This is a genomic window from Ruegeria aquimaris, assembly GCF_025751555.1.
GTDB lineage: Bacteria > Pseudomonadota > Alphaproteobacteria > Rhodobacterales > Rhodobacteraceae > Ruegeria_B > Ruegeria_B aquimaris.
In genome coordinates, this window is sequence record NZ_JAOWLB010000015.1 from 71,486 (window position 1) to 95,422 (window position 23,937).

Genomic DNA, 23,937 nt, shown 5'->3' on the forward strand with positions numbered 1-23,937 from the left:
CATGGCGAATATCGACTATACCCGCGCCGCCAAATACTTCCTGCTTCAGGATTTCTGGGGCGGCATGAAGCTGGGGCTGAAGTATTTCTTCGCCCCCAAGGCGACCGTGAACTATCCGCATGAAAAGGGGCCGCTGTCGCCCCGGTTCCGCGGTGAACACGCACTGCGCCGTTACCCCAATGGCGAGGAACGCTGTATCGCCTGCAAGCTCTGCGAGGCGATCTGCCCGGCGCAGGCCATCACCATCGACGCCGAACCGCGCGAGGACGGATCCCGCCGCACCACGCGTTACGACATCGACATGACGAAATGCATCTATTGCGGTTTCTGCCAGGAGGCCTGTCCGGTCGATGCCATCGTCGAGGGACCGAATTTCGAGTTTGCCACCGAGACCCGCGAAGAGCTGTTCTATGACAAGGAGAAACTCCTGTCGAACGGCGACCGCTGGGAGGCCGAGATTGCCCGCAACCTGGAACTGGATGCGCCCTACAGATGAGTGATGCGCCGAAAAACCCGTTCGAGATGATGCTCGCCCAGGCCCATGACATGGCCAAGGCGTTCAATCCGGCATTGGAGAACTTCTCGCCCTCCGAGGCCTTCAAGGGGTTCGAGGCGATGTGGCCCACCATGCCCAAAGAGGTCATGGAGCTGATGTTCGGCAACACCGTCAACAAGGACGGGCTGGATGCCAGGACCCGGCTGCTGCTGACGCTGGCGGGGCTGACCTGCCAGGGCGCCCAGGCCGACACCGCCGTGCGCCAGACCGTGCGCCACGCGCTGGAAGCGGGGGCAAGGAAACAAGAGATCGTGGAAACGATCGGACAGATGTCGGTCTTTGCCGGCATTCCGGCCATGACCCGCGCGCTGAACCTGGCGCAAGAGGTCATGGGCGATAATGGGGACGATGATAAATGAGCGTGTTTGCCTTTTACCTCTTTGCCATCAGCGCCATCACCGGCGGGTTGTTCACCGTGATCAGCCGCCAGCCGGTGCATTCGGTGCTGTGGCTGATCCTGGCCTTTATCTCGTCGGCGGGGCTCTTTGTGCTCCTGGGGGCCGAGTTTGTGGCCATGCTGCTGGTCATCGTCTATGTGGGCGCGGTTGCGGTTCTGTTCCTCTTCGTCGTGATGATGCTGGACGTGGATTTTGCCGAACTGAAGGCCGAGATGGCGCGCTATATGCCGCTGGCCTTGCTGATCGGGCTGGTGATCCTGATGCAGTTCGTCATGGCCTATGGCGCCTGGGAAACCGCCGAGGGTGCCGCCGGGCATCTGGCCCAGCCGGTGCCGGCGGATCGCCACAATACCGAGGCGCTGGGCCTCATCATCTATGACCAGTATTTCCTTCTGTTCCAGCTTGCCGGTTTGATCCTGCTGGTGGCGATGATCGGGGCCATCGTGCTGACCCTGCGCCACCGTCAGGATGTCAAGCGTCAGGACATCATCGCGCAGATGATGCGCGACCCGGCCAAGGCGATGGAACTGAAAGACGTGAAACCGGGGCAGGGGCTGTGAGTGCTGGAACTTGCGCATAGCACCTTTGCCCATATCGGGCTGGCCGGGTTGGCCGGTCTTTGGGTGGTAAAGGCCGCGGCGGGCTATGTTGGTCTGCGCTGGCTGAGAGAAAGAAGACTTGGGACCAAAGGGACCAGAGGATAAGTGGATGATCGGACTTGAACATTACCTGACTGTCGCGGCGACGCTGTTCGTCATCGGCATTTTCGGGCTCTTTTTGAACCGCAAGAACGTGATCGTCCTGCTGATGAGTATCGAACTCATGCTTCTGGCGGTGAACATCAACCTTGTGGCCTTTTCCTCGTTCCTGGGCGATCTGGTCGGGCAGGTCTTTACGCTTTTCGTGCTGACCGTTGCTGCCGCTGAGGCCGCCATTGGTCTGGCCATCCTCGTCTGTTTCTTCCGCAACCGCGGCACCATCGACGTCGAAGACGTCAACGTGATGAAGGGGTAAGGGATCATGGAAACAACCATCCTCTTTGCCCCGCTTGTGGGCGCCATCCTGTGCGGGTTCGGCTGGAAGTTCATCGGCGAGAAAGCCGCCATGTGGACCGCCACAGGCCTGTTGTTCCTGGCCTGCGCGCTCAGCTGGATCGTGTTCCTGGGCTTTGACGGGCACACCCAGCAGATCGAGATCCTGCGCTGGATCGAGAGCGGCTCGCTCTCGACCTCCTGGTCGATCCGCCTTGACCGGCTGACCGCGATCATGCTGATCGTGGTCACCACCGTCTCGGCGCTCGTGCATCTCTACAGCTTTGGCTACATGGATCACGACCCGCAATGGCGCACCGGCGAAAGCTACAAACCGCGCTTCTTTGCCTATCTGTCCTTCTTCACCTTCGCCATGCTTATGCTGGTGACGGCGGACAACCTGGTGCAGATGTTCTTTGGCTGGGAGGGCGTGGGCGTTGCCTCGTACCTGCTGATCGGGTTCTACTATCGCAAACCCAGCGCCAATGCGGCGGCGATGAAGGCGTTCATCGTCAACCGGGTGGGCGATTTCGGCTTTGCACTGGGTATCTTTGCCCTGTTCTTCCTGGTCGACAGCATCAACTTCTCCGACATCTTCGCCGCCGTGCCGACGCTGGCCGAGACGCAGGTGACGTTCCTGTGGCGGGAATGGAATGCGGCCGAGGTGATCGGCGTACTGCTCTTCATCGGCGCGATGGGCAAATCGGCCCAGCTGATCCTGCACACCTGGTTGCCCGACGCGATGGAAGGCCCGACGCCGGTGTCGGCGCTGATCCACGCCGCCACCATGGTGACCGCGGGCGTGTTCCTGGTTTGCCGGATGTCGCCGCTGTATGAATTCGCTCCGGGCGCGGCCGGGTTTATCACCGTGCTGGGCGCCACCACCGCGTTCTTTGCCGCGACCGTGGGTCTGGTGCAGACTGACATCAAGCGCGTGATCGCCTATTCGACCTGTTCGCAGCTGGGTTACATGTTCGTGGCCGCAGGTGTGGGCATGTATTCGGCGGCGATGTTCCACCTGTTCACCCATGCCTTCTTCAAGGCGCTGTTGTTCCTTGGCGCCGGTTCGGTCATCCATGCGATGCATCACGAGCAAGACATGATGAACTATGGCGCGCTGCGCAAGAAGATCCCCTATACGTTCTGGGCGATGATGATCGGTACGCTGGCCATTACCGGTGTCGGCATCCCGCTGACCACCATCGGCTTTGCCGGGTTCCTGTCCAAGGACGCGATCATCGAAAGCGCCTATGCGGGCGGATCCGCCTACGGGTTCTGGCTACTCGTTGTGGCCGCGTTCATGACCTCGTTCTACAGCTGGCGGCTCATTTTCCTGACCTTCTATGGCGAGGCGCGGGGCGACAAGCATACCCATGATCACGCCCATGAAAGCCCCAAGGTCATGTTGGTGCCGCTGGGTGTGCTCAGCCTGGGCGCGGTGTTTGCGGGCATGATCTGGTATGGCAACTTCTTTGGCCATGCCGATCAGGTGGGCAAGTTCTATGGCATCCCGGTGGCCGAGGCCGCGGCGGGTGGCCAGGACGCGGCCCATGGCGCCTCGGACAGCGACACCGTCACCACCAGCGAGGCGGCCCATGGCAGCGATGACGCCGGTCACGGCGGAGAAGCGGCCCACGCGATGGCCGAGGGCGAGCATCACGCAGCCTTTGCCGGGGCACCGGGCGAGGGGGCGCTTTACTTCGGCCCCGACAACCACGTGCTGGACGATGCCCACGCGGCCCCGAAATGGGTCAAGGTCTCGCCCTTCATCGCCATGGTGCTGGGTCTGGCGCTGGCCTACCTGTTCTATATCGTCAATCCCGAACTGCCCAAGCGGCTGGCGGCCAATCAGCGTCCGCTCTACCTGTTTCTCAAGAACAAGTGGTATTTCGACGAGCTCTACGACGCCATCTTTGTCCGCCCGGCGCTGGCTCTGGGCCGGCTGTTGTGGAAACGCGGTGACGGCGGCACGATCGATGGCTTCCTGAACGGCGTCGCCATGGGCGTGGTGCCCTATTTCACCCGCCTCGCGGGCAAGGCTCAGTCGGGCTACATCTTCACTTACGCTTTCTGGATGGTTCTGGGCATCGCTGCCCTGGTCACCTGGATGTCGATCGGCGGGGGCGCACACTGATGGACAACATCCTTTCCATTGTCACCTTCATCCCGGCCCTGGCTGCGGCGATCCTGGCCGTGTTCCTGCGGGGAGAGGACGCCGCAGCCCAGCGCAATGCCAAATGGGTGGCGCTGTTTGCGACGACCGTGACCTTCCTTGTGTCCATCGGCATCTATACCGGCTTTGATCCGGCCGATACCGGCTTCCAGATGGTGGAAGAGGGTGAATGGCTGATGGGTCTGAAATACAAGATGGGCGTTGACGGGATCAGCGTGCTCTTTGTCCTGCTGACCACCTTCATCATGCCGCTGACCATCCTGGCCAGCTGGGAGGTGACGACCCGCGTCAAGGAATACATGATCGCCTTCCTGCTCTTGGAAACGCTCATGCTCGGCGTGTTCATGGCGCTCGACCTGGTGCTGTTCTACCTGTTCTTCGAGGCGGGCCTGATCCCGATGTTCCTGATCATCGGTATCTGGGGCGGCAAGGAGCGGATCTATGCCAGCTTCAAGTTCTTCCTCTACACCTTCCTCGGCTCGGTGCTGATGCTGGTGGCGATGGTGTCCATGTATGTGGACGCCGGCACCACCGATATCGCGCTGCTGATGAAGCATCAGTTCTCGTCCGAGAGCTTCAGCGTGCTGGGCGTGCATGTGCTGGGCGGGGCGCAGACCCTGATGTTCCTGGCCTTCTTCGCCAGCTTCGCGGTCAAGATGCCGATGTGGCCGGTGCATACCTGGTTGCCGGACGCGCACGTGCAGGCACCGACCGCCGGTTCGGTGGTGCTGGCCGCGATCCTGTTGAAGATGGGCGGCTACGGCTTCTTGCGCTTCTCGCTGCCGATGTTCCCGGTGGGGGCCGAGGTGATGACAGATCTGATCCTGTGGCTCTCGGCCATCGCGGTTGTCTATACCTCGCTGGTGGCGATGGTGCAGGAGGACATGAAGAAGCTGATCGCCTATTCCTCGGTTGCGCATATGGGCTTTGTCACCATGGGCATCTTTGCCGCCAACCAGCAGGGTGTCGACGGGGCCATCTTCCAGATGCTCAGCCACGGCTTCATCTCGGCGGCGCTGTTCCTGTGTGTGGGCGTGATCTATGACCGGATGCATACCCGCGACATCGACGCCTATGGCGGTCTGGTGAACCGGATGCCGACCTATGCCCGCGTGTTCATGCTGTTCACCATGGCCAATGTCGGCCTGCCGGGCACCAGCGGGTTCATCGGTGAATTCCTGACCCTGATGGGCACCTTCCAGAAGAATACCTGGGTTGCGGCGGTTGCCGCCTCGGGCGTGATCTTCTCGGCGGGCTATGCGCTGTGGCTCTATCGCCGGGTGGTGTTCGGGGACCTGATCAAGGAAAGCCTGAAGGCGATCACCGACATGACCTCGCGCGAGCGCGCCATCTTTGCGCCGCTGATCGTGATGACCATCCTGCTGGGGGTCTACCCCGCGCTGGTGACCGATATCATCGGCCCCTCGACCGCCGCGCTGATTTCGAACTTTGACACGGCCCTGGCCGCGGCCGAGACCGCGACCCAGGTCGCATCGCATTAAGGGAGCTTTGGGAACATGATCCAGGCTGATCTGTACATTATCCTGCCCGAGATCGTTCTGGCGCTCTATGCGATGGCGGCGCTGCTGGGGGCGGTCTATACCACCAAGGACGGGATGGGCCCGGTTCTGGTCTGGACCACAGCGGCGCTGATGGCGGTGCTGGCGATCTGGATCGCGACCCAGGACAGCGGCACCCGCGTGGCTTTTGGCGGCATGTTCGTCGATGACGCGTTCGCCCGTTTCGCCAAGGTGGCGATCCTGCTTTCGGCCGGTGCCGTTCTGCTGATGAGCCAGGACTACATGGCGCGGCGCGGGCTGTTGCGGTTCGAATATCCCTTGCTGGTGGCACTGGCTGCCGTCGGCATGATGATGATGGTCAGCGCCGGTGACCTGATGTCCCTATATATGGGGCTCGAACTGCAATCGCTGGCGCTCTACGTCGTGGCCTCGCTGCGCCGCGACAGTGCGAAATCGACCGAGGCGGGTCTGAAATACTTCGTGTTGGGTGCGCTCAGCTCGGGCCTGCTGCTTTACGGCGCGTCGCTGGTCTATGGCTATACCGGCACCACGCTGTTCTCGGGCATCCTGACCAGCGCCCATCATGGCGAGGTCTCGATCGGGTTGCTCTTTGGTCTGATCTTCCTGATCTCGGGTCTGGCGTTCAAGGTCTCGGCGGTGCCCTTCCACATGTGGACGCCGGATGTCTACGAAGGCTCGCCCACCCCGATCACCGCCTTTTTTGCCACCGCACCCAAGGTGGCGGCGATGGGTCTGTTCGCGCGGCTGATGTTTGATGCCTTCGGAAACGCGGTCAGCGACTGGCAACAGGTGCTGGTGGTGCTCTCGGTGCTCAGCATGTTCCTGGGTGCGGTGGCCGCGATCGGCCAGCGCAACATCAAGCGTCTGATGGCGTTTTCGTCCATCGCGCATATGGGCTATGCCCTGATCGGCTTGGCGGCAGGCACCCAGACGGGCGTGCAGGCAATGCTGATCTATCTAGCGATCTATGTCACCATGAACGTGGGTACCTTTGCCTTTATCCTGATGATGGAGCGGGACGGCCAGCCGGTGGTGGATATCGACGCCCTGCGCCAGTTCTCGCGCCGTGATCCGGGCAAGGCGCTGGCGGTGCTGATTCTGATGTTCAGCCTGGCGGGCGTGCCGCCGATGCTGGGCTTCTTTGCCAAGCTGGGCGTCTGGCAGGCCGGTGTCGATGCCGGGCTGATGGGGCTGGTCGTGGCCTCGGCCATCGCCTCGGTCATCGGTGCCTTCTACTATCTGCGCATCGTCTTCTACATGTATTTCGGCGCCGAGAATGAAGAGCCGATCGATACCCATTCCTCGCCCGTGCTGTGGGTGGCGCTGATGGGGTCGGCGGCGATGATGCTGGTGGGTCTGTTCTATCAGTTCGGGGTCGAAGGGGCGGCAGCCGCCGCGGCGGCGACGCTTGTCAACTGATCCCGCAACACAACCAACAAAGGAGGGCTCGGTCCGCGGACCGGGCCTTTTTGCGCTATGAGTGATTGGCCCCAGGGCTATGGCAAGCGGGTGCTGGACGAGGTCGACAGCACCCTGAACGAGGCGACCCGGGTTGCACCCACGCTGTCGGGGCCGGAATGGATCATGGCACGGCGCCAGACCGCCGCGCGCGGGCGGCGCGGCCGGGCCTGGACCCAGGCCCACGGCAATCTGGCGGCAACGCTGGTGATGCGCCCGGTGGGCGAGGCGAAACAGGCCGCCCTGCGCAGCTTTGTCGCCGCGCTGGCATTGTTCGATGCCTGCGTGGCGGTGACTGGACGGGCCGACGGGTTGTCGCTGAAATGGCCCAATGACGTGCTGCTGAACGGTGGCAAGCTGGCGGGCATCCTGCTGGAAAGCACCGGTCATGGCGGTGGGGTGGCCCATCTGGCCATCGGTATCGGCGTCAATCTAGCCGATGCCCCCGGCGCCGACGCGGTCGAGACGGGCGCGGTGCGACCGGTCTCGCTGCTGTCGGAAACCGGCGCGCGAGTGGAGCCGGAGCTGTTTCTGACTGAACTGGCCGCCGCTTTTGCCCGGTATGAGACGCAATTCCTGACCTATGGCTTTGCGCCTATCCGCAGTGCCTGGCTGGCTCGCGCCGCCCGTCTGGGCGAGGTAATCATCGCCCGTACCGCAACGTCGGAAAGCGTGGGCACCTTTGAAACGGTGGACGCGGACGGCAACCTTGTCCTAAACACCGCCCAGGGCCGGGTCAGCATCCCGGCGGCAGAGGTCTATTTCTAAGGGAGACAGGGCCATGCTTCTGGCCATTGATTGCGGCAACACCAATACCGTCTTCTCGATCTGGGATGGCGAGAAATTCCTGTGCACGCTCAGGACCTCGACCCATCACGCGCGCACGGCGGATGCCTATTTCACCTGGTATTCGACCCTGATCAAACACTACGGCATCGAAACCGACATCACCGATGTGATCATCTCGTCCACGGTGCCGCGCGTGGTGTTCAACCTGCGCGTCTTTGCCGACCGCTTCTTTGGCTGCCGTCCGCTGGTGGTGGGCAAGCCCGACTGCCTTTTGCCGGTTCTGCCGCGCGTCGATGTGGGAACGGCGGTCGGCCCCGACCGTCTTGTCAATGCCGCTGGTGCCTATGACCGCCATGGCGGCAACAAGATCGTGGTCGATTTTGGCACCGCCACCACATTCGACGTTGTCGATGACGATGGCGCCTATGTGGGCGGCGTGATCGCGCCCGGCGTGAACCTGAGCCTCGAGGCGCTGCACATGGCGGCGGCGGCGCTGCCGCATGTGGATATCGCCAAGCCGCAGGCGGTGATCGGAACCAATACGGTCGCTTGCATGCAATCTGGCGTGTTCTGGGGCTATGTCGGTCTGGTCAAGGAGATCTGCGCCCGGATCAAGGCGGAACGCGACCGGGAGATGCAGGTCATTGCCACCGGCGGTCTGGCGGCGCTGTTCCAGCAAAGCGAAATTCTGTTCGATATCTTCGAAGACGATCTTACGATGCACGGGCTGACCGTGATCCATCGCTATAACAAGGAAAACGGGACCGTATGAGCCGCGAGAGATTGATCTACCTTCCATTGGGAGGCGCCGGCGAGATCGGCATGAACGCCTACGTCTATGGTTATGGCAAGCCGGGGCAGGAAAGGCTGATCCTGGTCGATATTGGCGTGGCCTTTTCCGATATGGACACCACGCCGGGTGTGGATCTGATCTGGGCTGACATTTCGTGGCTGCGGGAGAATGCCGACCGGCTGGAGGCGGTTTTCATCACCCATGCGCATGAGGATCACGTGGGCGCGGTCGCCCATACCTATGACCAGTTGCGCAAGCCGATCCATGCGCGCGCCTTCACCGCCAATATCGCCCGGCGCAAGATGTCCGAACTGGGCCTGCCCGAGGAGGCGGTACAGACGGTTTCGGCCTGGCCCGAACAGGTGCGGGCCGGTCCCTTTACCGTGGGATTCCTGCCGGTATCGCATTCGATCCCGGAAAGCGCCGCGCTGGTCATCGACACGCCGGCGGGCCGGGTCGTGCATACCGGCGATTTCAAGCTCGACCCCAACCCGGTGGTGGGCGAGGCCTTTGATCCCGACCTGTGGGACTCGGTGGGTAAGAGCGGGGTGCAGGCGCTGGTCTGCGACTCGACCAATGTATTCTCGCCCAATCCGGGCCGCTCGGAGTCAGAGGTCGGCCCCGAAATCGAGAAACTGGTGGCGGGCGCCACCGGCATGGTGGTGGCGACCACATTCGCCTCGAACGTGGCGCGGGTGCGGACCCTGGCCGAAGCGGGCGCCCGCGCCGGGCGCTCGGTGGTTCTGCTGGGCCGCGCCATGCGGCGGATGATCGAGGCGTCGATGGAGACCGGCGTGCTGTCCGAGTTTCCGCCCGTGATCAGCCCCGAGGAGGCACAGGACATCCCGCGTGATCATCTGATGCTGATCGTGACCGGCAGCCAGGGCGAGCGCCGCGCCGCCAGCGCGCAGCTGGCGCGGGGTAAGTATCGCGGGCTGGAACTGGCCGAGGGGGATCTGTTCCTGTTCTCGTCCAAGACCATCCCGGGCAACGAAAAGGAAGTGATCCGCATCATCAACCAGCTCAGCGAAAAGGGCGTGGATGTGGTCGACGACAGCTCGGGCCGGTATCACGTCTCGGGCCATGCCAACCGCCCCGATCTGGAGCGGGTACATGCGCTGATCGACCCGCAAATGGTGATCCCGATGCATGGTGAGCACCGGCATCTGCGCGAACATGCGCGCCTCGCCGAGACGGGAGGGCGTCAGGGCGTGGTGGCGGTGAACGGCACCATGCTGGACCTCAGCGGCAATGCGCCGGTGGTCGCCGCCCATATCGAGACAGGGCGCACCTATCTGGACGGCTCGGTACAGGTGGGCGCGCTCGACGGGGTGATCCGCAACCGGATCCGGATGGCGCTGAACGGGCATGTGACGGTCACGGTGATCATGGACGAAGAGGATGAGCCGCTGGGTGAACCCTGGTGCGACATCATCGGGTTGCCCGAGTTCGGCACATCCAAGGCACCGCTGGTCGATGTGCTGGAAGAGGACCTGAACCAGTTCCTTATGCGCTCGAATCAGAAGACGTTGCGCGATGATGACCGGCTGGAGGAAGCGCTGCGGCGGATCGCCCGGCAATCGGCCCAAACGGAGATTGGCAAGAAGCCCGAGGTGACGGTGGTGATCAGCCGGATGCGCTGATCCGGGCGCCGGTCAAGGTCTTGAAACAAGACCTTGTGGACAAGATTTGATGTCAAATCTTGTGGCGCGCCGCTCGGGCCGCTCAGCCGGTCTCGGGCATCGGATAGCCGCGCAGCCGCAGGAACAGGCTTGCTTCGTCGTTGTTGTGAAAATAGGGTACCGACTCCGGGGGCGTTGGGTCATCGACCCGGCCTGCGACTTCGGCCAGAACGACCTCGGTAATGAACGGCAGGTCGAACCGGCGTGCGTCTTTTAGCGGTATCCACTGCAAATGCGACAGTTCATCGGAGGCATGGGTGAAGTCGTCGAGATCGCCCGAGATTTCACCGGCATCGACCAAAAAGAACCTGGCATCGAAGCGACGGGGCCGCCCAGGAGGGGTGAGCGCGCGGAACACAAACTGCAAGGCATCTGCCGCTGGCAGATGCCCGGTGGCGGCGAAGCTTTTCCAATCGTCGGGTACCGCGCCGGACCAGTATCCCGGCTTGCCCAGAATCAGCCCGGTCTCTTCCCAAAGCTCACGCACGGCAGCCACGGCCAGAGCGTGGCCCAAGTCCTCGGATGACTTTTCGCTCAGCCGCTCCGCGCAGACCTGCGGCAGCGGGGTTGCCAGCGGTATGCCCGTATCGGCCTTGTCCACGGCCCCGCCAGGAAAGACGAACTTGTTTGGCATGAATGCCGCCTTAGCCCCGCGTTGTCCCATGAGGATCGCCGGGTCGCTTGCCCTGTCACGCAAGACGATCACCGTGGCCGCGTTGCGGATTGCCGCTTTGTCCTGCTCCATGTCCCCTCCTGCCGGACCGGGGTCAGATGGAACTGTCAAATCCATGCATGCGCCGTGCCCATTGATAGGCCACCACGCTCCCCTTCAGTCGAGGCAAAAGGTAGAGCGATAATGAAACGCAGCCAAGCGCAAAGACGCTGAACAGGGTCATCGGGTTGGGACGCCAGGTTTCGAACACCACCAGCAGCAGAGGGGCCATCAGGTGCCCGACAAACAGAATCGTCAGATAGGCCGGGCCATCATCCGCGCGGTGATGGTAAAACGCCTCGCCGCAGTTTGCGCAGCAGTCGTTCACCTTGAGATAGGAATGCAACAGCTTGCCTTCGCCACAATTGGGGCACTTGCCGCGGAACCCGGCAAAAAGGGCAGGCCATGTCGGTCGGTCGTTGACTGCACAGGCGGTCTGGTCGGTCATGTGTCGCTCGTTCATGTGTGTGCGCCAATCTGACTGTCTTTGCGGGCGACGGAAAGGGTGCTGAGCCGTCTTGCGTCTGGATGTCGCAAAAATCTAGCCGAATCTCACCTATTCGTGAAGCGTCACCAAAATCTCCGAAATTCGCGACGGAGAAGCGCGAGTGCCGCGTTTGAGTATAATGAACGGCGGTACGGTGCCGCCGAAGACAAAGGATGATCGACATGAAACTTGCAGGCTTGGTTGCGGGATTTGTACTGGTAACGGCTGCGGCAACCGCGTCGACCGTTTGGGCCATGGGGCCGGGCGCGGGGCCGCGTCACAGTTTCTCGGAACTGGATTCCAATGGCGATGGCAAGATCACGATGGAGGAAATGCAGGGGCACCGGGCCGCGCGCTTCTCGGGCGTCGACACCGATGGCAACGGGCTGCTGAGCCGCTCCGAACTGGAGGCCGAGGCGCAATCGCGCGTCTCTGAACATGTCACCCATATGCTTGAGCGGCTTGACAGCAACAAGGACGGCCAGTTGAGTCAGGATGAAATGCCTCAGCCGAAGAAGGATATGGGGCGTTTCTTTGGCCGGATCGATGCCGATGGTGACGGAGCGATTACCGAGGAGGAATTTGCGCAGATGCAGCAGCGGATGTCAGAGCGTCACGGGCGTCACGGCTTTGGCGGCAAACAGAAGCACTGATCTGGATGAAGGACCTGGCCTCCAAAGGCTCCAAGGATCGCGGCAGCCCCCCTGCCGCGGCCCCTGTCACGGAGGAGGCGCTTCTGCGGCTTTATGCCAACGGGGATCCCGAGGCCGCGCGTGAACTGGTCGGGTTGCTGGGGCCGCGGGCCTACTCTGTGGCGTTGCGGGTTCTGGGCAACCGGGCCGAGGCCGAAGATGTCATGCAAGAAGCGATGCTGCGCCTGTGGCGCATCGCGCCAGAATGGCAGAGTGGTCAGGCCAAGGTCAGCACCTGGCTTTATCGCGTAGTCATGAATCTGTGCCTCGACCTTCGCAGGCGCAGACAGGCGCTGGCCCTTGACGGCATTCCAGAGCCGGAAGATGGCAGCCCGGCAGCGATGGACCGCATGCTTGACGTGGCGCGTGTGGATGCGCTTCAGGAGGCGTTGATGACATTGCCGGTTCGGCAGCGGCAAGCCGTGGTGCTGCGTCATATCGAAGAGCTTTCGAACCCTGAGATTGCCGGGATCATGGAGATCGGGGTTGAAGCGGTTGAAAGCCTGACAGCGCGTGGCAAACGGACACTGGCCGCGGTTCTGGCGGGACGCAAAGATGAATTGGGGTATCACGATGACGGATGACATGACGAGACTGGATGACATGCTGGCTGCCGCGCGTCATGCGCGGCGGGACGTCCCGGATGATCTCGTCGGGCGCATCCTGGCGGATGCCGATCGCATTCAGGCCAACAGAATTGCGGTACCTCGCGGGGAAGAAAGGCAAAAAGAGCCGGGTCTTTGGCAACAGCTGTTGATCGGTTTCGGGGGCTGGCCCGGGGTGGGCGGCATGGTTGCCGCTGGCGTTACCGGGGTCTGGATTGGAGTGTTTCCGCCGGAAAACCTGCCAGACCCCTCGGATCTGGTTTTTCAAACGTCGGGCGATAGTGAGTTTCTCAATTATTACGGATTGGTCGATGTATTGGGCGAGGAGGGGTGAATGAGCGAGACGGGTAAGAAAATCGGATGGCCGATCCGGGTGCTGCTGGTGGTATCGCTTGCATTCAATCTGCTGGTGATCGGATTGGGGCTGGGTATCGCTTGGCGGTATGGGCCGGGCCGGGAACACAGGCCGCCGCCGACAGCTATCGCTCTCTTTCTTGCCTTGCCGGAACAGGACCGCGTGATGCTGCGGGCGGCGTCCCATCAAGCGTCGAAAGATGAAAGGGAACGCGGCAACCGGTCGATGTCGGCCATTGTCGAATTACTGAAAGCGCGCCCATTCGATCCCGAGGGTTTCGCCGCCCATATGCGGGCACTGGAAGAAATGCGCGGCCAAAGATCGGCCTCGATGCAGCAAGCGTTGTTGAGCCATATCGCGGCAATGAGCGAAGACGAGCGCGCTGAATATGCAGAGCGCGTGGTGTCCCTTGGCCGGAAATCACGCCACAAACCCTGGCGGGACTGACAGCGGCAGCGGCACGACCGTTGCTGTCGAAACCTGGTTGCGGCCCGATTCTTTTGCGACATACAGCGCATGGTCGGCGCGGGCGATCATCTTGGTTGCAAGCTGATCGCGATGGAAACCGCGCAGTTCCGATGCCGTGGCGGCAAACAAGCCAATGCTAAGGCTTACCGAGACATGTTCGCCGCTATCTGAAATCGCGAAAGCACTACGATTGATATGGGCGCACAGCCTATTGGCCACTTGCAGGGCTTCGTCTTTCTTTGTCCCCGGCAACACGATCAGGAATTCTTCGCCGCCAATACGTGCCAACAAGTCGGCAGGCCGGAGTTGCGATTTCATCCGCATCGCCGTTTCGACCAGCACCGCGTCGCCAGTGGGGTGGCCATACCGGTCGTTGATTGTCTTGAAATGATCAAGATCGGCCAGCATGACGGCAACGGGTTTGCCGGTATCGGCGGTCAGCCCCGCCAGCCTCTGCAACTCAGGCATGGCATAGCGCCGGTTGTAAAGGCCGGTCATCGGATCAATCATTGCAGCTTCGACTCGGGCGCGAAGAGAATCGCGATACCTGTCCGTCCGCGTCTTGCGCTGGAGTTGCGTTTCCAGACGCAATGTTAGTTCGCCTACTTCGAACCCGGCAGGCATCACATCATCCGCGCCTCTGTCCAGCGCATCGGCGGCCAGGTGCGGGTTGGCCGGGTTCGGCACAGCAATGATTGCGGAATTTCGGGTGCTGGTCCGGGCACGCAAGTCGGCGAGCAGTCGCATGCCGGTCGAACCGTCGTTCAACTCGACCACGATCGCATCCGGTGCCCGTTCATTGAGCAGGTTCTGTGCATCTTCGATGCGATGCAGATCCATGTTGTGTGCCATCAGCCCCTTGAGCCGGGAGCGCCAGATCGCACCGGTTCCCGGTGTCTGGGTCACTATCGCGATGTTCGCCAGGCGGCGCGGCACGAGGTAGTCGACCGGGCTTTCATCAAGTTCCATGATATGCGAACCGCTCTGCTCTCGCAGTTCCTGGGCTCTGGAATGCGCCCGGATCAGACTTCGGATCCGGGCCAGTAGAATGACATCGTCACACGGTTGGCTCAAGACGTCGTCAATACCTGCCGCCAATGCCTTGTGGCGTGCTGATTGGTCATTCTGTGGTGCAATCGCGATCAAGGGAATGTCGGCGCAATCCGGAGTGCTGGTCAGAAACCTCTTGAGATCCAACGCATTTCCATCCGGCAGGGTAAGCGCGCACAGGATCAGGTCGGGCCGGACCCTGCGAATGATCGCGAGCACTCCTTCCATCCGGTCGCTCTGGACGACATGATACCATGCCGCCGACAACTGGACCTTGAGCATGATCCGGTTGGTGGAAACGCCATCAAGTATCAGTATCGTTCCCTGCACTGCTCCAGCCCTTCGACTATTGCTTTCAATTCTTGTCAAAGTGTTTATGAGACTGGTTAACAAACCCTTTCCGAACGTTAACACCCCGATGGCTATGCCGTTTTCCGCCGATGCCGCCGAAACTATCGCCCTGAAAGCTCTGGTCTGGCTCTTGGGCAATGATGATCTCTTGCCGGTTTTTCTGGGTTCGACAGGTGCTGATCCCGCTGAAATGAAAGAACGTGCCACCGAACGCGCTTTCCTGGCCTCGGTGCTGGAGTTTCTCACTATGGACGACGCTTGGGTCGTCGCGTTTTGCGATGCAGAGCGCTTGGCATACGACTATCCTATGCAGGCACTTGTCGTATTGGCCGGAGCCAAAGTGCACTGGACCTGATCTCTCAACCCGGAGCCATAACCGATGCCAATTGACGCCTTGTTGTTCGATAAGGATGGAACCCTGTTCGATTTTGCGGCGACCTGGGGGGCGTTTGGCCGGTCCTTTCTGACCCGTGTGGGGGGCGGCGACGCTGCGCGCGCCGCGCAGTTGGGGGCGATGATCGGCTTTGACTTTGACCAGGGGCAATATGCGCGCGACAGTATCGTGATCGCGGGCACCCCGAGCGAGATCGCCGAGGCCCTGCTGCCAGCGCTGCCTGGTTTCGCTCATGCGGAACTGATTGCGATGATCAACGAGGAAAGCGCCCGCGCGCCGCAGGTTCAGGCGGTGCCGCTGGCTGCCTTTCTGGACGATATGCGTGGACGCGGTCTGAAACTGGGTGTCGCCACCAATGATGGCGAGGCCCCGGCGCGCGCGCATCTGGGGTCGATCGGGGTGGCCGACAGGTTTGACTTCATCGCTGGTTTTGACAGCGGTCATGGCGCCAAACCCGGGCCGGGCCAGATGCTGGCCTTTGCCGCAAAGGTTGGTCTCGCTCCAGCGCGCGTGGCCATGGTGGGTGACAGCACCCATGACATGCTGGCGGGACGTGCGGCGGGGATGACAACGGTTGCGGTTCTGACCGGCCTCGCAAAGCATGACGAACTGGCGCCGTATGCCGATATAGTTCTGCCAGACATCGGCCATATCCGGGGTTGGCTGGCCTCTTGACCACAAAAAACGGTTAGGACGGCAGTAAAACAGAAAAAAACGACACTTGGTGTCGGTGTCAGGGCGGCAAGGTGCCCGAGACATGAGAGTTTTGAACCATCCAGATCAGGAGGGTTCCATGACTGATACCGATACCCGCAAACGTCGTGGCGGTGGCCGGGCTGGCGCTGCTGCCCGCAGAGGCAAAGCTGTCATCGAACAGATGCCATGGCGCTTGCCGATAAATGTCGACAGACCGACCGAACCGCTTGATCAGGAAGGTGTCGAGGCCATTCACGACGGTGCGATGCGCATTCTCGAAGAGATCGGTATCGCCTTCTACAACGAAGAAGCTCTGGCCCTGTTCCGTCAGGCTGGGTGCAAGGTGGATGGCGACGTGGTGCGCATGGGGCGTGACTGGGTCATGGAGATGGTCGCCAAAGCCCCCCGGGAGTTTACACTCACGCCACGCAATCCCGACAGAACGCTCAAGATCGGCGGCAATGTGATCCTGTTCGGCAATGTCTCCTCGCCGCCAAACTACTGGGATATGGAGATCGGCCGCAAGGTGCCGGGCAATCGCGAACAGTGCCAGAACCTGCTGAAGCTGACGCAGTATTTCAACTGTATTCATTTTGCGGGCGGCTATCCGGTGGAACCGGTAGATATCCATGCCTCGGTCCGGCATCTCGACGTGCTTTATGATAAGCTTACGATCTCGGACAAGGTCATGCATGCCTATAGCCTGGGCAAGGAGCGGGTCGAGGACGTGATGGAGATGGTGCGCATCGCCGGGGGCCTCAGTGACGAGGAGTTCGAGGCGACGCCGCGGATGTATACCAACATCAACTCGACCTCGCCGCTGAAACACGACCATCCGATGATCGACGGCTGCCTGCGGCTGGCGCGGCGCGGGCAGGCGATCGTGGTGACGCCTTTCACACTGGCGGGCGCAATGGCGCCGGTGACCATGGCGGGCGCGGTGGCGCAATCGCTGGCCGAGGCGCTGTGCGCCATTGCGCTGTTCCAATATGTGCGGCCCGGCATCCCCTGTGTGATCGGCACGTTTACCAGCAACGTGGACATGAAATCCGGCGCGCCCGCCTTTGGTACGCCGGAATACATGCGCGCCACCCAGATGACCGGCCAGATGGCGCGGTTCTATGGGCTGCCGGTTCGCTCGTCCGGGGTCTGCGCCGCCAACGTGCCCGATGGTCAGGCGATGTGGGAGACGTCCAACTCGCTTTGGGCGGCGGTCCAGTCGGGCACCAACATGGTCTACCACGCCGCCGGCTGGCTCGAGGGCGGGCTGATCGCCAGTCCCGAGAAGTTCATCATGGATTGCGAAATCCTCCAGCAGATCCAGCGTTATATGGAGCCTGACACCTATGCCACCACACCCGACGACATCGCGCTGGACGCGATACGGGCAGTGGGCAATGACGGTCATTTCTTTGGCATCCAGCACACTCAGGACCGCTATAGCACGGCCTTTTACCAGCCGTTCCTGAGCGACTGGAAGAATTACGAGGGATGGGAGGCGGCAGGCGCCATATGGACGCCTGAGCGCGCGCATCACATGTTCAAGGAGATCATCGGCAGTTTCGAGGCACCGCCCCTCGACGAAGCGATCCGGGAGGAACTGGCCGACTTTGTGTCCCGCCGTAAATCCGAAGGCGGCGCGCCCACCGATTTTTGAAAGGGCACCGACGTCTTTGTGCTGCACCCCATGGAGTCTGGCCGCCTTGGCGGCTACTCTCGTCTGAACATGGACTGAGCAAAGAAGAAACCATGCCCGACAATCGCCTTACGCCCGAAATCCGTGCCCGGCTGGGCCAGGCGCTTATCGGTTTCGTGGCCGCTCTGGCGCTGTGGGCTTTGGCCGAGACCTGGTCGGTGCCGTCTGTCCCTGATATGGTGCGGCTCGGCCTGCTGACCTTTGTCCTGGTGCAGTTCGGCGTATCACTGGCCATGTCGGGCACCGTCGGCTTGCTGCGATCGCTGGTTGGCGCGCTTGTGCTCTCGCTCCCCGCGACCGCATTGTCTCTGTCGGCCGGTTCTCGTTTCGACCTGGCGACCGATGCGCTCGATCATGCGAACCTGGTTTCGACATTGAGCACCCTGATCTTTGTCGCGACGCCGTTTCTGGCGGTCTGGCTGACGGATCCCAGGCGCTGGAACGATTATGGCGCCCTGTTTGAAACCGCATGGGAGATCACGACCCGCTTTCTCCTGGCCTGGCTGTTTCTGGCGATGGTGTGGCTGGTTCTGTTCCTGTCCGATGCCTTGCTTGATCTGGTCAAAGTGGGGCTGGTCGACATTGTCATGCGCACCAGTTGGCTGGCTTTTGGATTAAGCGGGGCGATTGTCGGTTTTGGCTTGGCCGTGATCTACGAAGTCAGGGAGAAGGTTGCGCCTTTTCCCCTGCTTCGGTTGCTTCGCCTGTTGGTGCCGGTCATGCTGGCGATTGTCTCTATTTTCTTGATAGCGCTGCCATTGCGCGGTCTGACCGGGTTGTTTGGTGATCTTTCATCCGCTGCGATCCTGCTGGCGACGGCGTCGGTGGCTATCGGGTTGATTTCAACGGCAGTCGATCGCGACGATGCGCATGCCGTTCAGACCGCCGGAATAACAAGGGCGACACGCCTGCTGGCTTTGCTGTTGCCAATTCTGGTTGGGCTGGCCGCCTGGGCTCTGGCGATCCGTGTCTCAAGCTATGGTTGGACGCCGGATCGGCTGTTGGCGGTGCTCGTTACCGGACTTCTGGCGGTTTACGCGATCGGATATGCCGGGTTGGCGCTTGTCGGGGCAAACTGGCAGGCCCGCCTGCGCCGATGCAACGTCGCCTTCGCAATCCTGCTTGTCACCCTGGCGGCGATCTGGCTGACACCCGTGCTGGATGGCAACCGTATTTCTACGGCGAGCCAGGTCGCGCGCTATGAAACCAACACCGCCGACTCTGACGAACTGCCGATTTGGGAGATGGCGCACGACTGGGGAAAGGCCGGGGATCGCGGGCTTGAACAATTGGCGGCAATCGCGCAGACCCGCAGCGACCAGAGGATGCTGCGCTTGATCAATCGAGCCCGGCGGATCGACAGTCGTTATCAGTTTAGTGAGCCTGAGTTCTTGTTGTCCTCAGAGGCCGTTGTGCCAGAGCTGATGGCGACGATGCCGGTGGCCGGGGCGGGGGCGCCGCTGGATGCCTCTGATCTGACCGATGTTCCAGCACACCAGCTTGAGGCCTGGCATGACGGATGCAAGCAGGTATTGCCGAACGGTCGTCCGGGATGCCTGTTTCTGCGCGGTGCCTTTAGCCCGATCGCGGATGCCGATGGGCAAGCGTTGGTGTTGTTTGTGGATACCGACGGAGTTGTGCGGATCACTCATCTGTTGCGCAGCTCAAACGGCGACTTGCGTTTGCGGGTCGCCGGAGACCGTGCCGAAGACCGGACCGAGACCTTTCCGGTCGATGTCTTGATACAGGCCCAGGATGGGCAGTTTTCTATTGTGCCCTCGGGACAGAAGGCGTTGGCCGTTGCGGGGCGGGTGATCGCGCCCAGGGATTAGGAGCATTTGATCAATCTCTGATGAGATGTTGGAGCTTTGTTAACGTTTCCGGTGTGAGACTGTGGTGAACGTAATGAGGGCCCTCCATGCATGGACTCATCAACAAGGCGATACAGTCCTTTGTGTGCAATACCTACGGCAAGAGCCGCTGGATCCGCGTGACCGAGGCGGCGCACCTGGGATTTGTCGAGTTCGAGGCGATGCTTGTCTATGATGATGAGGCGTCCCGGAGGGTGTTGGACGAGTTGTGCGATGAGTTGGGGCGGCCAAAGCGCGAAGTTCTGGAGGATCTCGGTACCTATCTCGTCTCGAACCCGAATACCGAGGCCTTGCGTCGGCTGTTGCGCTTTGGTGGGGTGAGCTATGTGGAGTTTCTGCATTCGCTGGACGATCTTCCCGATCGCGCGCGTTTGGCGGTATCCGATCTGGTCTTGCCACAGCTCGAACTGACAGAGGCAGCCGGGGGCCGCTTCACCCTGGCATGTCATGGCGGATTGCCTGGGTTTTCCTATGTGCTGTTGGGGGTTCTGCGGGCCATGGCGGACGACTATGGGGCATTGGTCATGTTGGAGCACGCGGGCGAGGTCGGCGAATGTGAAATGATTGAAATCACGCTGATCGAAACAGACTTCGCCGAAGGCCGGATTTTCGAACTCGGGGCGCGGGCCAGATGACGGACAAGGACAATCTTGCCCGTCTGCTTGAAAAGCTTTGCCCGATGTTTGTTCTGCTTGATGCAACGGGGCGGATAACAGACGTCGGGCCGACCTTGCAGAAACTTCGGCCCGAGATGGCAATGGTCGGGAGCGGCTTCCTGGAAGTCTTTGAGTTGCTGCGACCACGTTCGGTGGCCACGATCCAGGCTATCGCGACTTCTGGCGCAAAACTGCATCTTCGTTTCAGGGACAATCCCCGGACGGCATTGAAGGGTGTTGTCGTGCCTCTCCCCGCCGACGAGGGTGCGGTCATCAACCTGTCGTTCGGAATATCGATCCTTGATGCGGTACGCGACTATGCCCTGACAAGCGCCGACTTCTCGGGCACCGATCTGGCCATCGAATTGCTTTACCTTGTAGAAGCAAAATCCGCCGCGATGGAAGCGTCGCGGACGTTGAACCTTCGTCTTCAGGGGGCCATGATCGCGGCCGAAGAACAGGCCTATACCGATACATTGACGGGGTTGAAGAACCGCCGTGCAATGGATCACATCCTGGCCCGGTTGACCAATAGTGTGACCCCTTTCAGCCTGATGCATCTGGATCTCGACTATTTCAAGTCGGTCAACGATACGCTGGGGCATGCCGCAGGCGATCACGTGTTGCAGCAGGTCGCCAGGATAATGGTAGAAGAAACCCGTGGCGACGACACCGTCGCGCGCATTGGTGGTGATGAGTTCATTCTGGTTTTCAACCACCTGCAGGACAAGGAAAAGCTTGAGAGCATTGCACGCCGTTTGATCGACCGCTTGGAGGAACCCATTCCGTTCAACGGAGAGCAGTGCCAGATCTCGGCAAGCATCGGTATCGTGTTGTCCACACAGTTTGCCGCCCCCGAGGCATCCAAGCTCATCCATGCCGCCGATCTCGCTTTGTACTCTGCAAAACGGAAGGGCCGGGCGACCTATAGGTTCTACAATAGAAACCTGACGCTTCCGGTCGCGACCGGAGAAGACCCTGCAAGCCCGGGCAAGGCTGGCGGGGACAATAGCGAAGTGATCGAACAAGGCCGCGCGCCGGGAGCGGATACCGGACAAGAAAGGCATCGCGCGGCAAGAAGGCCGGTGTAGCGACCTGTCGGCATCGCCGAGGATTGGGATGCGCGCAGAGGTCAATACGCCGTTTTCCGTAGATCGCGGAGATGAGGGATCCAGCTCAACAGCGCCGGTCGCGCGCGGGCGTGAGCATGAATGGCGGGTGCAAATGATCTCTGGCGTTGAGATGGATCAGGGGTAAATCTGACCTGTGAAAACCTTAGGCGCCCGTTTGCAGCAGACAGGCGTCTTGCGGTCAGACTCCAATTCCCTTGACAAAGACCCGCCGGTTTGCTGCCATTTGAGGTAGTTTATTTCATTTTCGTAGCCGGTTTTCCTGCATTCATTCCATACGGGAAAACCATGGAGAAAGGTGATTGACATGAAAAGAGCACGCCTGTGTGCCTCGGTCGTTGCGGCCAGTATGGTTGTGATGCCCGTACAACGGGCCATGGCCGACGAAGCGGCCGCCCTGATCGGTGGAGCGCTTCTTGGTGGTCTGATCGTCAACGAAGTGCACAAAAACAAGCAACGCCAGCAGCAGGCTGCGCGCAGTACAGCCAGAACTTCAGGCACATCCTCTGCGCAGCGGCAGGAAAACCGCGAAGTCCAGTCGGCTCTCAACTACTTCGGTTACAACGCCGGTGTTGTCGATGGGGCGCTTGGTCGCCGCAGCCGTGGCGCGATCGCCCAATATCAGGCGGACATGGGGTTTGTGACCGATGGCTATCTTGATCAGCATGAAACTGGTTTCCTGCTCGCCTCCCACCAGCGCGCCTTGGCAAGCGCGCATGTGGCGCCCTACAACCAGATCCTGGCGAGCCAAGGGCAGGCGGGCCTGTTGCGCACCTATCGCAATGAGCAACTGGGAATCCAGACCCCGCAGGCCGTGCAGCCGGTGCAGCCTCAGACCCATATGGCAGCGACGTCTCAGCCGCTGACCACGGCACCTACTGTGGCGGCGCGGGCGGATACCGGTGCCGCGCTCCCGAATTTCGGGTTCGCTCAGCAGGGTCCAAAGTCGATCAATGCGCATTGTAACGAGGTCAATCTGTTGACCACGTCGAACGGCGGTCTCAGCCGCGCCGGGCAGGTTCGCGAGCCGGTATTCGCGCTTAACGAGCAATTCTGCCAGGCGCGCGGTCAGGCGATGGTCGAAGCAAGCCAGATCGAAGTCACCATCCCGAACATGACCTCGGTCCAGATCGAACAGCAATGCGAAGGACTGGCCCAAGCCATGGCGCCGCAGATGGAGGGTATCGACACCAAGGCGCCGTCCGAGATCGTGGCTTCGACCTCCACCTTCCTGCAAAACTCCGGACAGCCGATGCCCAGCCTGATCTCCGGGGGCAAGGTTTGCCTTGGGGTGGGATATCGGACGGACAATGCCGAAATGGCCTTGGCCTCGGCCACGCTGCTCGCCTCTGCCGGGCAACTGGGCTATGGCGAGATTGTCAGCCACCAGTTGCGGCAAGGATTCGGCGCGCCGATCGGAATGGCACGGGCCGGTGAATGGATGCGTCTGGCCCTGAATGCAGCACAAAGCGGCTCCAGCGTGCTTGGCCAGAACCCGGAGCGGATCGCGGTTCTTTCCGAGGCGTCCACGGCTCCGGCGACACCTGGTCTTCCGGTGTTCTCGGTCTCGACCAGCGGGAACTGAGTATCGTTTGCCGCGGCGGGTCAATCGCCCGTCGCGGCAGCCGCATGTTCGGATATCCTGCGCGCAATCAAAGACGTAACAGACGGCAGAACGCCCAGAACCGGCAGCGTGTCCCCTTTGAAGCTCGCTTCGGTCAGGGCCATCGGTATGTCATCTTGCACATGTCCGCCAGCGCAGGCGAAGAATGGCAAGCAAAGAGCTTGATTGCCGCAGTGCCGGGCAGCTTCGGCAATCGATGGTTCTTGTTCGACATATCCAACATTGATCCTGGCGAAACCTGCCAGCGATTGAAGGGCATTCGCAAAACGCTCTGCGGCGACCGCCGGATTGCGGCTGCGCCCCGATCCATGCGCTGCCACCACCAGTTCAGTGTCCCTGGCCTGCCAGCCCCGCGCAGTCAGGGTACCGTGCAAATGCCGTGCAACCGCCTGTGGCAGATCCGGGTCGATGCCCATTGGCGGCATGATCGGGTTCGCCCGTGACCCAAGCCTGCGCGGCAAGGCCGTGGTGACAAACCAGCCATCGGAGGTGAACAGCGGATAGACCGGGGTCGAGGCCGGCAGGCGGTCCAACACGGTTTCCAGATACCCGGGAGAGGCCAGGGTCGCCGAATGCACCGTCACCTCTGGTACATCGGTTTGAATCTGCTTTGCGATCTCCGCCAAGTCGTCCTCGGCAGGTATTGGATCAGAGGGTTGCCCGTGGGCCACCAGCAGGACGTGTTTCGAATTGGTCATACAAAGATTTGTGTTGCGGCCCGGTTGCAAG

Annotated in this window: 26 protein-coding genes; 22 read left to right on the top strand and 4 right to left on the bottom strand. The window is 61.3% G+C overall.

The features are described from left to right. The first annotated feature begins 1 nt into the window (after position 1). The 11 genes from nuoI to OE747_RS17890 are packed head-to-tail and all read left to right on the top strand — an operon-like array spanning position 2 to position 10,382. Positions 2–496 (top strand): NADH-quinone oxidoreductase subunit NuoI, encoded by a 495-nt coding sequence (nuoI, locus tag OE747_RS17840; RefSeq protein ID WP_234138978.1) that lies wholly within the window; start codon positions 2–4, stop codon positions 494–496. Then, on the top strand, positions 493–915 hold the full coding sequence (locus tag OE747_RS17845) for a carboxymuconolactone decarboxylase family protein (protein WP_263829899.1): 423 nt from the start codon (positions 493–495) through the stop codon (positions 913–915). The genes nuoI and OE747_RS17845 overlap by 4 nt, the downstream gene beginning before the upstream one ends. After that, on the top strand, positions 912–1,514 hold the full coding sequence (locus tag OE747_RS17850; protein WP_263829900.1) for an NADH-quinone oxidoreductase subunit J: 603 nt from the start codon (positions 912–914) through the stop codon (positions 1,512–1,514). The genes OE747_RS17845 and OE747_RS17850 overlap by 4 nt, the downstream gene beginning before the upstream one ends. After that, positions 1,515–1,658, top strand: a complete 144-nt coding sequence (locus OE747_RS17855) for a hypothetical protein (protein ID WP_263829901.1) — start codon at positions 1,515–1,517, stop codon at positions 1,656–1,658. A gap of 4 nt (positions 1,659–1,662) precedes the next feature. Then, positions 1,663–1,968, top strand: a complete 306-nt coding sequence (nuoK, locus tag OE747_RS17860) for an NADH-quinone oxidoreductase subunit NuoK (protein WP_011048465.1) — start codon at positions 1,663–1,665, stop codon at positions 1,966–1,968. 6 nt (positions 1,969–1,974) lie between these two features. Next, entirely contained in the window at positions 1,975–4,119 is a 2,145-nt protein-coding gene (nuoL, locus tag OE747_RS17865) for an NADH-quinone oxidoreductase subunit L (RefSeq protein ID WP_263829902.1), read from the top strand. Further along, positions 4,119–5,660: an NADH-quinone oxidoreductase subunit M gene (locus tag OE747_RS17870; protein ID WP_263829903.1), complete on the top strand. Its 1,542-nt coding sequence runs from the start codon at positions 4,119–4,121 to the stop codon at positions 5,658–5,660. Before nuoL ends, OE747_RS17870 begins: the two co-directional genes overlap by 1 nt. A gap of 15 nt (positions 5,661–5,675) precedes the next feature. Next, positions 5,676–7,118 carry an NADH-quinone oxidoreductase subunit NuoN gene (nuoN, locus tag OE747_RS17875; protein ID WP_263829904.1) on the top strand — a complete coding sequence of 481 codons (1,443 nt, stop codon included), beginning with the start codon at positions 5,676–5,678 and terminating at the stop codon, positions 7,116–7,118. Positions 7,119–7,175: 57 nt separating this feature from the next. Then, complete coding sequence (locus OE747_RS17880; protein WP_263829905.1) at positions 7,176–7,925, top strand: biotin--[acetyl-CoA-carboxylase] ligase; 750 nt, start codon at positions 7,176–7,178, stop codon at positions 7,923–7,925. A gap of 13 nt (positions 7,926–7,938) precedes the next feature. Continuing rightward, on the top strand, positions 7,939–8,718 hold the full coding sequence (locus tag OE747_RS17885) for a type III pantothenate kinase (protein ID WP_263829906.1): 780 nt from the start codon (positions 7,939–7,941) through the stop codon (positions 8,716–8,718). After that, entirely contained in the window at positions 8,715–10,382 is a 1,668-nt protein-coding gene (locus OE747_RS17890) for a ribonuclease J (RefSeq protein ID WP_263829907.1), read from the top strand. The genes OE747_RS17885 and OE747_RS17890 overlap by 4 nt, the downstream gene beginning before the upstream one ends. 82 nt (positions 10,383–10,464) lie before the next feature. On the opposite strand, the gene OE747_RS17895 is transcribed toward OE747_RS17890, so the two are convergent. Both OE747_RS17895 and OE747_RS17900 read right to left on the bottom strand, forming a co-directional pair. Then, positions 10,465–11,166 (bottom strand): NUDIX hydrolase, encoded by a 702-nt coding sequence (locus OE747_RS17895; protein WP_263829908.1) that lies wholly within the window; start codon positions 11,164–11,166, stop codon positions 10,465–10,467. Between the two features lie 22 nt (positions 11,167–11,188). Further along, a complete protein-coding gene (locus OE747_RS17900; RefSeq protein WP_263829909.1) occupies positions 11,189–11,581 on the bottom strand; it encodes a DUF983 domain-containing protein in 393 nt (130 codons plus the stop codon). 221 nt (positions 11,582–11,802) lie between these two features. Here OE747_RS17900 and OE747_RS17905 point away from each other — a divergent pair, with 221 nt between their 5' ends. The 4 genes from OE747_RS17905 to OE747_RS17920 are packed head-to-tail and all read left to right on the top strand — an operon-like array spanning position 11,803 to position 13,719. Next, a complete protein-coding gene (locus OE747_RS17905; protein ID WP_263829910.1) occupies positions 11,803–12,273 on the top strand; it encodes an EF-hand domain-containing protein in 471 nt (156 codons plus the stop codon). A 5-nt stretch (positions 12,274–12,278) separates the two neighbouring features. Then, positions 12,279–12,896, top strand: a complete 618-nt coding sequence (locus OE747_RS17910) for an RNA polymerase sigma factor (RefSeq protein WP_263829911.1) — start codon at positions 12,279–12,281, stop codon at positions 12,894–12,896. Position 12,897: 1 nt separating this feature from the next. Beyond that, positions 12,898–13,251 carry a hypothetical protein gene (locus tag OE747_RS17915; protein WP_263829912.1) on the top strand — a complete coding sequence of 118 codons (354 nt, stop codon included), beginning with the start codon at positions 12,898–12,900 and terminating at the stop codon, positions 13,249–13,251. Further along, complete coding sequence (locus OE747_RS17920) at positions 13,252–13,719, top strand: periplasmic heavy metal sensor (RefSeq protein ID WP_263829913.1); 468 nt, start codon at positions 13,252–13,254, stop codon at positions 13,717–13,719. Here OE747_RS17920 and OE747_RS17925 read toward each other — a convergent pair. Next, positions 13,693–15,183, bottom strand: a complete 1,491-nt coding sequence (locus OE747_RS17925; protein ID WP_318527321.1) for a diguanylate cyclase — start codon at positions 15,181–15,183, stop codon at positions 13,693–13,695. The two genes, OE747_RS17920 and OE747_RS17925, sit on opposite strands and share 27 nt — an antisense overlap. Before the next feature lie 31 nt (positions 15,184–15,214). On the opposite strand from OE747_RS17925, the gene OE747_RS17930 reads away from it, so the two are divergent. The 7 genes from OE747_RS17930 to OE747_RS17960 all read left to right on the top strand — a co-directional run bounded on the left by OE747_RS17930 (position 15,215) and on the right by OE747_RS17960 (position 23,169). After that, the gene (locus OE747_RS17930; protein WP_263829942.1) at positions 15,215–15,496 is read left to right on the top strand and encodes a DUF3572 domain-containing protein; all 282 of its coding nucleotides are present in this window, start codon (positions 15,215–15,217) and stop codon (positions 15,494–15,496) included. Between the two features lie 24 nt (positions 15,497–15,520). After that, positions 15,521–16,210: an HAD family hydrolase gene (locus tag OE747_RS17935; protein WP_263829914.1), complete on the top strand. Its 690-nt coding sequence runs from the start codon at positions 15,521–15,523 to the stop codon at positions 16,208–16,210. A 118-nt stretch (positions 16,211–16,328) separates the two neighbouring features. Beyond that, positions 16,329–17,888, top strand: coding sequence for a trimethylamine methyltransferase family protein (locus tag OE747_RS17940; protein ID WP_263829915.1), 1,560 nt, complete (start codon positions 16,329–16,331; stop codon positions 17,886–17,888). 92 nt (positions 17,889–17,980) lie between these two features. Next, positions 17,981–19,759, top strand: a complete 1,779-nt coding sequence (locus OE747_RS17945) for a DUF4153 domain-containing protein (protein WP_263829916.1) — start codon at positions 17,981–17,983, stop codon at positions 19,757–19,759. Positions 19,760–19,845: 86 nt separating this feature from the next. After that, the gene (locus OE747_RS17950; RefSeq protein ID WP_263829917.1) at positions 19,846–20,433 is read left to right on the top strand and encodes a heme NO-binding domain-containing protein; all 588 of its coding nucleotides are present in this window, start codon (positions 19,846–19,848) and stop codon (positions 20,431–20,433) included. Continuing rightward, positions 20,430–21,545 (top strand): GGDEF domain-containing protein, encoded by a 1,116-nt coding sequence (locus OE747_RS17955; RefSeq protein WP_263829918.1) that lies wholly within the window; start codon positions 20,430–20,432, stop codon positions 21,543–21,545. The genes OE747_RS17950 and OE747_RS17955 overlap by 4 nt, the downstream gene beginning before the upstream one ends. Positions 21,546–21,891: 346 nt before the next feature. After that, positions 21,892–23,169, top strand: a complete 1,278-nt coding sequence (locus OE747_RS17960) for a peptidoglycan-binding domain-containing protein (RefSeq protein ID WP_263829919.1) — start codon at positions 21,892–21,894, stop codon at positions 23,167–23,169. A gap of 20 nt (positions 23,170–23,189) precedes the next feature. Here OE747_RS17960 and OE747_RS17965 read toward each other — a convergent pair whose 3' ends face one another. Continuing rightward, positions 23,190–23,906: a CbiX/SirB N-terminal domain-containing protein gene (locus tag OE747_RS17965; protein ID WP_263829920.1), complete on the bottom strand. Its 717-nt coding sequence runs from the start codon at positions 23,904–23,906 to the stop codon at positions 23,190–23,192. Between the last annotated feature and the right edge of the window lie 31 nt (positions 23,907–23,937).